The 11,473-nt window shown below is 69.0% G+C and carries 9 protein-coding genes and 2 pseudogenes; 2 read left to right on the top strand and 9 right to left on the bottom strand.

Annotated elements, in window-relative coordinates; translation table 11 throughout:
- Window positions 1-17: 17 nt before the first annotated feature.
- The 7 genes and pseudogenes from ACFU53_RS42350 to ACFU53_RS42320 all read right to left on the bottom strand — a co-directional run bounded on the left by ACFU53_RS42350 (window position 18) and on the right by ACFU53_RS42320 (window position 8,137).
- Window positions 18-2,681, bottom strand: a complete 2,664-nt coding sequence (locus ACFU53_RS42350) for a hypothetical protein (RefSeq protein ID WP_384005107.1) — start codon at window positions 2,679-2,681, stop codon at window positions 18-20.
- Window positions 2,678-4,420 (bottom strand): phosphate ABC transporter substrate-binding protein PstS, encoded by a 1,743-nt coding sequence (locus ACFU53_RS42345; protein ID WP_384005106.1) that lies wholly within the window; start codon window positions 4,418-4,420, stop codon window positions 2,678-2,680. The genes ACFU53_RS42350 and ACFU53_RS42345 overlap by 4 nt, the downstream gene beginning before the upstream one ends.
- Window positions 4,420-5,742: a phosphate ABC transporter permease PstA gene (gene pstA, locus ACFU53_RS42340; protein ID WP_384005105.1), complete on the bottom strand. Its 1,323-nt coding sequence runs from the start codon at window positions 5,740-5,742 to the stop codon at window positions 4,420-4,422. The genes ACFU53_RS42345 and pstA overlap by 1 nt, the downstream gene beginning before the upstream one ends.
- Before the next feature lies 1 nt (window position 5,743).
- Window positions 5,744-6,778: a phosphate ABC transporter permease subunit PstC gene (gene pstC / locus ACFU53_RS42335; RefSeq protein ID WP_384005104.1), complete on the bottom strand. Its 1,035-nt coding sequence runs from the start codon at window positions 6,776-6,778 to the stop codon at window positions 5,744-5,746.
- A gap of 197 nt (window positions 6,779-6,975) precedes the next feature.
- Window positions 6,976-7,191: a hypothetical protein gene (locus ACFU53_RS42330; RefSeq protein WP_384005103.1), complete on the bottom strand. Its 216-nt coding sequence runs from the start codon at window positions 7,189-7,191 to the stop codon at window positions 6,976-6,978.
- A 232-nt stretch (window positions 7,192-7,423) separates the two neighbouring features.
- Window positions 7,424-7,534 (bottom strand): annotated as a pseudogene (locus ACFU53_RS42325) (IS5/IS1182 family transposase); the annotation flags it as partial.
- A gap of 117 nt (window positions 7,535-7,651) precedes the next feature.
- Entirely contained in the window at window positions 7,652-8,137 is a 486-nt protein-coding gene (locus ACFU53_RS42320) for a hypothetical protein (protein WP_384005102.1), read from the bottom strand.
- 388 nt (window positions 8,138-8,525) lie between these two features.
- On the opposite strand from ACFU53_RS42320, the gene ACFU53_RS42315 reads away from it, so the two are divergent.
- Both ACFU53_RS42315 and ACFU53_RS42310 read left to right on the top strand, forming a co-directional pair.
- Window positions 8,526-8,804, top strand: coding sequence for a hypothetical protein (locus ACFU53_RS42315; protein WP_384005101.1), 279 nt, complete (start codon window positions 8,526-8,528; stop codon window positions 8,802-8,804).
- Window positions 8,805-9,460: 656 nt separating this feature from the next.
- Window positions 9,461-10,576, top strand: a complete 1,116-nt coding sequence (locus ACFU53_RS42310; protein WP_384005100.1) for an agmatinase family protein — start codon at window positions 9,461-9,463, stop codon at window positions 10,574-10,576.
- Window positions 10,577-10,928: 352 nt separating this feature from the next.
- On the opposite strand, the gene ACFU53_RS42305 is transcribed toward ACFU53_RS42310, so the two are convergent.
- Window positions 10,929-11,132 (bottom strand): cold-shock protein, encoded by a 204-nt coding sequence (locus tag ACFU53_RS42305; RefSeq protein ID WP_329556469.1) that lies wholly within the window; start codon window positions 11,130-11,132, stop codon window positions 10,929-10,931.
- 241 nt (window positions 11,133-11,373) lie between these two features.
- A pseudogene (locus ACFU53_RS42300) lies at window positions 11,374-11,473 on the bottom strand (MerR family transcriptional regulator); the annotation flags it as partial.

Genomic DNA, 11,473 nt, shown 5'->3' with positions numbered 1-11,473 from the left:
GGCCCGGGCTCCGGCGCTCAGCGCCGGCGGGGTGGCAGCAGCCTGCGCAGCCGTTCCGGCAGGGTGAGCGCGGGGATGACGGTCACGGTGCGACCGCCGGGGAGCGTCAGGCGCAGCGGCAGCCGCATTCGGCTGCCGCCGGCGAAGGGCGCGCCCAGGCCGGCGACGGCACCGAGCGCGGCGCCCACCGGGACGGCGTAGCGGAGCGAGTTCCCCGGGTCGGCGGGCGTGGCACCGGTGGCCGTGGTCTGTACGGCCTTGCCACCGTCGTACGAGGGCCGGTCACTCGGCGAGGGGGTCGCGTCACCGCCGCCCGACGTACCGCCTGCGCCGGTCGAGCCACCGCCGCCCGAGGTGCCGCCCGAGGCTCCACCGGTGCCGGCGGAGTCGCCGCCCCCGGACGAGGAGCCGCCGGAGGCGGAACCGCTGCCGCCCTTGTCGTCGTCGGACGACGGCCCGGTGTACTGGGCGAGGTCCTTGGCGGCCTCGGCCGTCCTGGCGCGCAGAGCCTTGGACAGCGGGGCGTATCCGGCGGGGAGGCGGCCCGGGTCGGCGCCACTGACCTGGCCGCCGCCGGCCGCGTACGTCAGCAGGGCCGCGTAGTCCTCGCGGGCCGCCGCGTCGAGTTTGGCCGGGCGGGCCGCCGCGTACACCAGCTGGGCCAGCGGGTAGGCGCCCTTCGCGGTGGCCTTGGCGGGGTTGATCTCGGGTGCCCTGCCCCCGGACGCGCTCCCCGCCGCGGCCGTGAGGGACTTGGTCGTGGGGGCGACGAACGCGCCGGACGCGTTCCGCAGCCGTGCCGTCTGGAGGCCGTAACGGGCGGCGGAGGCCGCGTCGGTGACCGTGATCACGAACCGGGAGCCGACCGTCTGCGGACCGGGGCTCTTGAACGCGGGCGGGCTGGCCAGCGGATCCCAGGTGGCCTTCCACAGGCTGTCGGCGCGCCGGGTGTGCAGGGCCGCGTTGTGCAGGTCGGACACGTACGGGTGGAAGTCGATCATGCACTGCTTCTCGGTGGCGCCGGTGCCCGGCGGGACCGTGCACCACGGGTCGCTCTTCGGGTACGTGTCGGTGCCGACCGGGTCGAAGGCGAAGCCGGTCGGGTTCACATCCGCGCTGGTGCTGTAGTACGGGTTGACGCGCATCCCGTCGTCGTCGGGCACACCCGTGAGGAAGCTGCGGGCCTCCTTGTCGGAGACGATCCACTGCCACACCGCGCGCGCCGAGTCGCTGTGGCCGAGCGAGGTGAGCAGGTCGGTGTCGGTGGCCGGGGTCTCGGCGACGGACAGGTCGGCGAACTCCGGGTTGAGCGCGATGAATTCGGGGTCGCTCGCCAGGCCGGCCGGGTTGTCCTGCGCCCAGCCGTAGCCGCTCGCGACGGTGGAGCCGGAGATCGCTCCCCACGGGGAATTGCGGTAGGACTCGGTGAGCAGCTTGGCGACCAGGCGGGGGCTGAGGTCGATGGACTCGACCTTGGTTCCGGCGAGTCTGCGGATCGCGTCGGAGGCTCCGGCCCTGGGTCTGCGTTCGATGGTGAAGCCGATGACGGTGCCGGAGAGCGCGGTGGGCGCGTAGACGGTGGTGTCGCTCGGGGCCGTCGTGCCCTCGTCCGCGCCGAGCGCCCGGGTGGTGAAGGCGAGTCCGGAGGAGCCGTCCGCGATGAGGCGGGCCCGGGTGTCGGGCTCACCGAGCTGGGTGAAGCCGTACACCGTGCCGGTCGGGCACAGGGTCGCCTGCCAGCTGGTCATGGCGTCGGCGGCGAGCTCGCTGCCGGTGGTGGCCCGCTCGTCGGAGCCGAGGGCGCAGTTGGTGCCGACGCTGTTGAAGCCGAGCCTGACCGCGATGCGGTTCTGCCAGTTGGTGGAGGAGACCGGGGAGCCGGCGTTGACCTGGCTGTGGTCGGCGTAGGGCTTGCCGTCCAGGTCGAGGTGGCCCTGCGGGACGATCACCAGCCAGCAGGAACGGGGCTCGGTGACGCCGTGCGAGGTGACGGGGACGCCGCAGCCGAGATGCGGGGCCTCGTTGGCGGTCTGTACCTCGAAGTACTCCTGGCCGGTGCCGTCGGCGCTGGTGCGCGCGAAGTCGACCTCGTTGGTGGTGTTGCGGTTGAACAGGGCGTTGTTCTGGGTGTTGTTGCTGATCAGCGTACCGTCGACGGCCTTGAAGGGAACCTCGCCCACGCCCGACGGGTTACCGGCGCCGTACCGGTTGTCCTGGCCGTAGTTGGCGGGGTCGGCACTGTAGAAGACCCTGCGGGTGTCGTCGAACTCGTTGCCGGGCCAGCTGCCCCGGTCGGTGGTCGGGGAGGCACCGTATTGGCACTGGGTGCGCGACGGGCCCGGGTTGGACGGGACGGTGCCGTCGTCGTCGCCCCAGCACTGCATGATCTGCACGAAGTCGGTGTTGAACAGCGTGCCCGCGAAGGTGGTCGGAGTGCCGCCGGTCCAGGTGACGCTGATCGCCTGGCTGGTGAGGTGCCGGGTCTGGCTGACCGTGAACCTCATGTCCTTGAACTCGCCGCGCCCGGAGACGGTGACGGCGGACCCGGTGGAGGTCGCGGCGGTCGCGGGCGGGGCGGTCTGGGCGACGGCGAGGCCGGCGAGGGCGCCCACCGCGGCGCCCGCGACGAGGCGCACCAGCAGTCTGCGTATGCGGCTCACCGCGCGCATCCGTCCGTTCATCGCGAACTCCCGTCCGTGCGGTCCTTGGTGTCGCTGCCGCCCCTGCGTCCGGCGATCGCCCGGGAGACGACCGACGGCAGCAGCACCAGCCCGAGGATCAGGGCCGCCGCGAGCAGCATCAGCGTCTGGGCGCTCGTCCAGCCGTGCCGTCCGGCCACGGCGACCGGCTGGGCGAGGGCGATGGTGCCGTCGACGGCGGTGCCACCGGCCAAGGAGCCGCCCGGAGCGAGCGTCTGCCCGGTGTCGGGGTCCACGGACGGCTGACCGCCGCCGCTCGCCGCGCCACCGCCTGCCGAACTCCCGCCGGTCGTCCCGCCGGTCGACGAGACGCCGGACGTGCCACCGGATGTCGTACCGCCACTGCCGGTGCCACCGCCGGCGCCGCTGCCGCTGCCGCCGCTCGAACCACCGGACCCGGACTTCTCCTTGGCGCCTCCGCTGCCGGAGGTGCAGGGCGCGGCGCCCTTCTTGTCGCAGGCGGCGGGGTAGGGAGCCGTCTCGGCGAGCTTGTTGCTGCCGTCGCTGGTGAAGGTCGGGTTGTTGCAGCCCTTGATGTCGATGTTCTTCGCCTGCACGCCCGGGATCCGGCGGATCTGTTCGAAGCCCGCCCGGACCAGGTTGATCGGCAGCGGTGAGTAGCCGAGTTTGGGCGCCTGCTGCTGGCCCTGGCACATGAAGTAGTAGGAGAACGCGCCGAGCGTCTTGCCCTTGGCCTTGGTCAAGGTGCCCTGCACCTTCAGCGGCAGGATCATGTACGAGTAGCTGGACAGCGGATAGTTGCGGCGGTCGCTGTCGCGGTAGACGCCCTCGAGCTTCTGGGTGAGGTAGTCCGAGGAACCCTTGTCCGTGTTGATCTTCGCCTTGAGGAGCGAGACAGCGACGTTCTGCGGGGTCGGCTCGGTGTAGTAGCCCGCGTGGTTGAGAACCTTGGCGACCGGATAGTGCGCGTTGAGGGCGTACGAGTAGTTGACGTAACCGATGGCGCCCTCACCGTAGTTCTGGGCGACGTAGCCCGCGACGCCGAGGTCGCCGGACTGGGCGATCATGCCGGAGACGGTCGGGAAGTACGAAGTCTGGCCGCAGGCACCGGAGCGGCCGACGCGCTTGCAGTACGCCTGCCACAGCGACTTGTGCTGGTTCGCCATCCACAGCGTGAACTGGGCGGTGGAACCGGAGCCGTCGGAGCGGACGACGGGGACGATGGGCCGGTGCGGAAGCTGGAGCCCCGGGTTGTCGGCCTTGATCACCGGGTCGTCCCAGGTCTTGATGACACCGGTGAAGATCTTGGTGACGACGTCTCCGGAGAGGCGGAGGTTGGTGACCCGCTTGCCGTTGACGGTCAGGTGGTACATGAAGACGGTGCCGCCGGCCACGATCGGCATGTACGCGTACGACCCGGAGGACGGACGTTCGGCGGCCGAGCCGTCGGTCGGGCTGGTCTGGAACGGGATGTCCGAGACCGCGAAGTCGACCGTGCCGCTGAGGAACTGACGGCGGCCGTCGGAGGAGCCGGTGCCGGCGTAGCTGATCCGCATGCCGTACTGGTTGACGGCGCGACGCCACTCGTCGACGGCGTTCTCCGCCCAGGTGGAGCCGGCGCCCGCGATCGGGGTGTAGCTCTCGGCGGCGGCCGGCGCGGCGGCGGGCCCGGCCAGCAGCCCGGCGACCACGCCGAGCAGGACGCCGAGGGTCGCCGGCGCGCGCAGGCGTCGGAGAGCGTTGGTCAGGTGGCTGCGCATCAGGCGTTCTCTCCGGGGGCGGTGGCAGGGGCGGAGGCGGATTCGGTGCGAGGGGCTGCTTCGGTGCGAGGGCCGTCGTCGGTGCGCGGGCCGTCGTCGGTGCGCGCGGCGTCGTCGAACAAGGTCAGCTCAGGAGCGTGCAGTTCCTCGAAGCGGGCCACGTCGCGGCGCGAGGCGCGGGCCGTGCGGCGGGCCTGGCGTCCGGTCTGGTGACCGGGGCCACGGCCGCCGATCACGCGGGCGATCACGAACAGCACCAGGACCAGCGCCATGAGGACGGCCGCCGCGCCGAACCCGCGGGCGATCATGGTGGGTTCGGGCGACTTGACGAAGTTGAAGACGGCGAGCGGCAGGGACACCATCGGCCCGCCGGTCGGGTCCGCGTTGAGGGCCGCCGTGAAGCCCGCGGTGAGCAGCACGGGCGAGGTCTCGCCGATGCCGCGCGCGGTGCCGAGGATGACGGCCGTGGCGAGCCCGGAGCGGGCGGTGGGCAGGACCACGTGCCAGACGGTCCGCCAGCGCGGCGCGCCCAGCGCCTCCGCGGCCTCGGTCAGCGTCCCCGGCACCAGCCGCAGCACCACGTCCGCCGCGCGGATCACGATCGGCAGCATCATCACGCTGATCGCGAACCCGGCCGCGAGGCCCGACTTCTGCATGCCGAGGCCGAGGATCCAGGTGGCGTACACCATCAGGCCGGCCACGATCGACGGCAGCGCGGTCATCGCCTCGACGATGGTGCGGACGAAGCGGGAGAAGCGCCCCGGGATCTGGTTGAGATAGACGGCGCAGGCGAGTCCGAGCGGGACCGTGATCGCCAGCGAGATCGCGATCATGATGAGCGTACCGAGCATCGCGTGGGCGATGCCGCCGTTCGTCAGCGGGTCGAGCGGCCCCGCCGCCTGCATGTCCTGGGTGAAGAAGTTGCCGTGCGGAAGCGCCTGCTTACCACGCCAGGCGGTGAAGCCGACGACGAGGGCGAGCGCCGAGAACAACAGCGCGGCCGCCGTCCACAGCACGACCGTCATCACACGGTCACGGACGGCCTCCCGGTCCTCTTCGATCCCTGTCAACACCGCGTAGACGGCGAGAAACGCCAGGTAGAAGGTGACGGCGAAGCCCAACACACCGGAGAACGGGGCGAGTTCGCCGTACAGCAGAATCGTGACGCAGAACCCGGAGGCGGCGGCGCCGGTCAGCGACAGCACACCGGAGCGTGAGACGCCTCCGATACGGCGGGGCTGGTCGGGAAATGGACCGGGCTCGGGCGGCACGGGCGCCGCCTCCGGGCCAAGGGTGGTCTTCTCGACTTCTACGACGGTCATCTCAGGCCTCGCTCTGTGCGCCGGACCGGGAGCGGGCCACGACCGTGGAGGCGGTGAAGTTGACCGCCAGGGTGAGCAGGAACAGCGCCAGCCCCGCCGCCATCAGCGCCGACATGCCGAACTCGGAGGAGTCTCCGTAGTGCAGGGCGATCAGTGAGGAGACCGAGTTCGAGCCGGTCTGCAGGATGTGCGGCTGGATGGTGAAGACCGGCGAGATGATCAGATAGACCGCGATGGTCTCGCCGAGCGCCCGGCCCAACCCCAGCATGGTGCCGCCGATGATGCCGCCCTTGCCGTAGGGCAGGACGACTGCGCGGATCATGCCCCATCGGGTGGCGCCGAGCGCGTAGGCGCCCTCCCGCTCGCCCGCCGGGGCCTGTGCGAAGACCTCGCGCATCACCGAGCACTGGATCGGCGCGACCATGAGCGCGACGACGATCCCGGCGACGAAGGTGGAGGCCGTGTAGACGCTCTCGGAGGCGAGCGGATCACCGGGCTGGGTGCCGTCCACCGCGAACAGCGGGATCCAGCCAAACCAGTCGGACAGCCACCGGGACAACCCGATCACATGCTGCTGGAGGAAGAACAGCCCCCACAGCCCGTACACCACGGACGGTACCGCCGCCATCAGGTCGACCATCGTCATGAGCGTGCGGCGCAGTCTGCGGGGTGCCACGTCGGAGATGAACAGCGCGGTGCCGACGGCGAGCGGCACGGAGATCGTCACGGCGACGACGGCGATCAGCAGCGTGCCGGTGAGCACGGCCGCGATGCCGAAGTTGTGGACGTCCGGCTGCCAGGCAGCGGTGGTGAGGAAGGAGAACCCGCGGGCGCCGAGAGCCTGACCGGCCCGCAGGAGAAGAAACAGGCCGACCGCGGCCATGATGGCGAGGACGACGACACCGCTGGCCGTCAGTTGGTACCGAAAGATCCGGTCACCGAGCCCACGGGCGCCGTACGGCCGCCTGGGCGCGGGCCTGTCGGAGTCCGGTCTGTCGGAGTCCGGTCTGTCGGACTCCGCGTATGCGGACGTCACGTGTGGTCCCCCCACTCCGTAAACGGAATCAGAGCGCGGTGGCTGATCTGCACCGTGCGGGGAGATTCAATGGCTGGATCGTGTCGCTCCAACGCGCTGTCCGTGGACGGTCGACCAACAACACGTGTCTGTTCGGCGCCAGCGGTGTGGAGATCCATGCAGGTGCCTGTGACACGGTGGGCGCCGGTGGCAAGGGGTCAGCGTGCGGCGAAATCGGGGCTCGCGAGATCCAGCGTGATGGAGTTCCCCAGATCATCGGTGAAGGCGACCGCCGTCCTGTCGACCGTGACGTGCTCGAAAGGGTGGGAGTTGCGCAACGACACGATCGGCACCAGGTTCTTGTCCGCATCGAGCCGGGCGAAGGACCTCCGAGCCGTGGGCTCCCTGGCCGCGACACACATGGCCGTACCCATCCGGCAGTTCGACGCATCCCTGTGGGTGAACGTCGATCCCGGTCACGTTTTCCGGATCCTCGGCGAGGAGCGCATCCAGATCGAGCGGGACGCGGAGATCGAACCACGGCGGACTGGCACCGTCCACGTCGGCTCCACGGGCCGAGCGGTCCGCCCGGTCCCGGCCCAGGCGGCCGCGGCCGCGGCCGGGCCGGCCAGAGTTCAAGGATCCGGCTCATCACACTTGGACTCCGTACGCTCCCCGAAACTCTGGGGCCTTGCCCCCTGATCTTGGCAGAAGCGTCCCGTCCAGGATCAGGTACGCCTTCGTCGCCGCGGCCCGTACTGCTTCGGCGAGCGTGGGGGGGCGAGGGCGAGAAGGCGGTTGGAGCCCACCGTGACGCCCTCGTTTCTCACACGAGCCGCCTGATCACTCGATTGGCCTCAAAGTTCCGTGTTCGCGCCGAGCCGGATGCTGCAATCAGCGGGCTGAAGCCCTACGAATGAGTGCGTCTCGGTCGGCGCCAAGCAGGAACGGTAGTAGCTCCCTCAAGGCACTTGCGAACGCCCGTACTCTGACCTCCGTCAGGCGCGCATTTCCTGCGGTCCCCGGCAGATGATTCGGTGCCCCAAGCCCGCACTCGACGTAGAGGCTATCCACTTCGGCCCGGCGGCATGGAGATAGGGGCTTTTCCGCCATTTCCACGAACGCCCTCACCGCGATTTCATGGACCCACCAGTAGTGGTAAACAGCGATCTTCAGGCCTCGACCGGTGTACTCGAGACCTCCTTCGATGTCGGACGGCGTTGCGAACCCTGCCTCGGTCAGGAAACTCAAAGCGTCCCGTCCCACCCGACGGACCACTTCCTCCCCTGTCTCCCGCCTCCCCATCCCGCCACCATGCAGCAGAGCCTTGGCTACCGCCAGCACCTCGACGGAAGTGCCCGGCCACACCGGCGTGGTCATCTCCGGCCCGCCGCCCCGTCACCCGATCAGCGCGCTGAGCACCACGTCCATCCTGTCGAACCCCCGAAGTCCGGCCTCCTGCATGAAACCGGGCGATGTCCTGCACAAAGAACGCATGGCCGACGATCGCGTCGGCGATGCGCACGCGCCGGCCGCCATCCTCGTCCGGCGGGTAGGTAGATCACGACGGGCTGCGCGCTGGCCGTAGCACCAGTGTGCGCAGTGTTCCGTATGCGCACACACGCTGGATCAACAGGCGCCTCATCCACCGGACCAGGCCAAAAGGCGCATGAGCCCGTTCAGGTGACACACGGCGCGCGCTTCCGTGAGGTGACTCGCAGAATGCAGGTGAACAGACGTGACACCAACCGAAAGCAAGGAGGCAGGCATGGCGGATGCACTCTACGAAGACGTTGAATTTCGCAACGCGATCAAGGAAGTTTTCCTCAAGTACCCGGAGGCTCAGCGCAAATACGCGCTGTCGAGCCTCGCGCTTGAAGAGCAGATGAAGATCGATTTCGACAAGCAGGTCGGAGTTTCCCGGATCGACGGCAACAAGATCATCACCGAATTCGTGGATCGGGACTCGGTGATCAGGATGCAACTCTGCTTGAAGTGGAACTTTGACTACAGCAAATGCCTCCATTGGATCGAGGCACCGGAGTGACAAGGAGCCATCGCCCTCCCGTCTACGCGCAGGCGATGCGCCCTCCGTGCTCGTAGGCTGTGCACTCGGGGCGATCATGGAGGTTCACCAAGCCCCGAGCCGTGTGGTCAGGCGCTATCAGCTTTGGTTGCGCCGCTTCTTGAACTAAGACATGTCCGGTCGACCAGGTGCCGAGCCGGATATTCAGGAGGGCGCCCGCGGCCCTCCAGTGATGCGGCCAGCTCTTCGGCATCCTAGCCTCGCACTTTCGTGACGGGTCAGTCGTTCTTCCGGTGGGCCGTTTCGGCTCGTCGGGCGGACTGCGGGCAGGCTGGTGGTCCGGCTGTCGCGTGGGATGGGCGCCGGGTTCCACGTCTCGGGTCGGTTCTGTGCTGGCCATAGGGACAGGTGCATCGCGCTGGTGATGACGCTGCTCCAGGGCCAAAGGTGGGCGAATCGCAGGTGGTGCCTGCGAGCGGTGGTGACGAGCTGGGCGGCGACGGAGAAGCGGCGGAGTCGTAGGCGGCGGGGCTCCAGTCCGAACGACTGACTGTTGCGGTCTGTCTCGCCAAGGTGCGATGCGAATCACCACAAGTCGGGTTGAGTGACGGCCGTGCGGCCAGTCCGGCGCTATCCGTATTAGGCGGCTGTCCGGACGGGATCGAAAGGAGCCGGTCATGGAAGGTGTACCGCCGGATGCCTGGAAATGGGAACTCGACCGTACGTCCGACCCGAGTCGCGAGCCCGGGCCGATCAACCTGCAGCGGTATGCGTTCGTACCGGCTTACGCCGGGATCGCCACGTTCTTCGGGCTGCCGCTGTGCCTCAACCCGGACGACCTGCGTGCGGGCAACGTCGATGTGGCAGTCGTCGGAGCCCCGGTCGACATGTCGACCGGGCACCGGGGGGCGGCCTACGGGCCGCGTGCGATCAGGGCCGATGAGCGGATTCTGCCCAATACTCCGCGGATGCTGGTCAATCCGAGCACCCGCATTAAACCGTTCGAGGAGTTGACGGTGGTCGACTACGGTGACGCCGCGGTGGACCCTTTCAGTATCGACAACTCGATGGAACCGATCCGCGCTCTGGTCCGCGAGATCGCCGCAACCGGCGTGATCCCGATCGTGCTCGGCGGGGACCACTCGATCCTGTGGCCGGATGCCGCGGCCGTGGCCGACGTGTATGGGGCGGGCAAGGTAGGCGTGATCCACTTCGATGCGCATCCGGACTGCTCCCACGACCTGTTCGGCCATCTCGTCTCGCACGCCACACCGATTCGCCGGCTGATCGAGGACGAGCATGTCCCCGGACGCAACTTCATCCAGATCGGTCTGCGCAGCGCGATCGCACCCGACGCCGAACTGTTTGACTGGATGCGCGAGCACGGGCTGCGGGCGCACTTCATGGCCGAGATCGACCGGCGCGGATTCGACGTGGTCCTCCAACAGGCCATCGACGAGGCGCTGGACGGGCCGGAGTATCTGTTCGTGTCGCTGGACATTGACGTGCTGGACCCGGCCTTCGCGCCTGGCACGGGCACACCCGAGCCACCCGGCCTGACCAACCGCGAACTGCTGCCGGCCATCCGCCGGATCTGTCACGAGACGCCAGTCGTGGGTATGGACATCGTCGAGGTCGCACCCCACCTCGATCCCGGCTACACCACCACGATGAACGCCCGGCGAGCCATCTTCGAGGCGCTGACCGGGATCGCCATGCGTCGCAAGGGCCTACCCGGTCCCTCCTATCTGGACCCAGCAGTCGCCGGACCGCCACCCGGGCAGGAGACATAGCCAGCCATCACCCCGAACGGGCAAGCTGAAGTGGAACAGCCCCCGCCCTAGGGTGCGTTGGTGGCGACATAAGCGCGACACCGCCCCACGATGCTGACGGTGGGCACCCGAGCCGGGGAGGGGCAATGAGGGACAGCTATGGGACCTGCGGGTCCCGAGGACACCGGGCAGCCGTTGCGGGACAGATCAGGGCCGCGCAGCCATGGCTGCGCGGCCCTGATCCTGTGCACCCCAGGTCACTGTCGACGCCCGGCACGAGAGCGGTCCCATTGTCCGGCTGAAATCACGGCCCGCACGGGCTGCGGCAGTCACCGGACACGGCGTACGCGATCCCTCGGGAAATACTGAGAGGTCAGGCCGGGCTGATGTTCTCGGCCTGCGGGCCCTTCTGGCCCTGGGTGACGTCGAACGTCACGATCTGGCCCTCCTGGAGCTCACGAAAGCCCGAGGAGTTGATCGCGGAGTAGTGCGCGAAGACATCCGGGCCGCCACCGTCCTGAGCGATGAAGCCGAAACCCTTCTCCGCGTTGAACCACTTCACAGTTCCCGTAGCCATAGTCATGCCTTCCAGTCGATGAGTGCCTCCCACTCCATGTGGAAGGCGGAGGTGATCGCCCTGGTTCCTGCGGCACAGCACAGCAAAACGCCCACACCAAAAGCGTGGGCAAAGGGGAACTCCGAACCACGACAGCTGACGCAGACGCTACACGCCCGCGCACGACGTCACCACAGGAACGATCACAACGCGCACTCCGACCTGCGTGCGGCGCCCGCCGAAATCGGCGGGCACGCTCATCTCACCCCGCTGCCGTGGGGCTCTCCGCTTCGGCGGTGCGGTGGTGTTCGGCGTTGATGCGCTGGGCTTCTTCGAGCTGGTCTTCGAGGATGACGATGCGG

It is taken from the genome of Streptomyces sp. NPDC057474, assembly GCF_042802555.1.
GTDB lineage: Bacteria > Actinomycetota > Actinomycetes > Streptomycetales > Streptomycetaceae > Streptomyces.
This window is presented reverse-complemented; position numbering and strand designations above follow the sequence as displayed.

What these genes read in the sequence shown, in the direction of transcription:
- ACFU53_RS42350 (WP_384005107.1), bottom strand. Translation starts at nt 2,681, where the DNA reads ATGAACGGACGGATGCGCGCGGTGAGCCGCATACGCAGACTGCTGGTG.
- ACFU53_RS42345 (WP_384005106.1), bottom strand. Translation starts at nt 4,420, where the DNA reads ATGCGCAGCCACCTGACCAACGCTCTCCGACGCCTGCGCGCGCCGGCG.
- pstA (WP_384005105.1), bottom strand. Translation starts at nt 5,742, where the DNA reads ATGACCGTCGTAGAAGTCGAGAAGACCACCCTTGGCCCGGAGGCGGCG.
- ACFU53_RS42330 (WP_384005103.1), bottom strand. Translation starts at nt 7,191, where the DNA reads ATGGGTACGGCCATGTGTGTCGCGGCCAGGGAGCCCACGGCTCGGAGG.
- ACFU53_RS42320 (WP_384005102.1), bottom strand. Translation starts at nt 8,137, where the DNA reads ATGACCACGCCGGTGTGGCCGGGCACTTCCGTCGAGGTGCTGGCGGTA.
- ACFU53_RS42315 (WP_384005101.1), top strand. Translation starts at nt 8,526, where the DNA reads ATGGCGGATGCACTCTACGAAGACGTTGAATTTCGCAACGCGATCAAG.
- ACFU53_RS42310 (WP_384005100.1), top strand. Translation starts at nt 9,461, where the DNA reads ATGGAAGGTGTACCGCCGGATGCCTGGAAATGGGAACTCGACCGTACG.
- ACFU53_RS42305 (WP_329556469.1), bottom strand. Translation starts at nt 11,132, where the DNA reads ATGGCTACGGGAACTGTGAAGTGGTTCAACGCGGAGAAGGGTTTCGGC.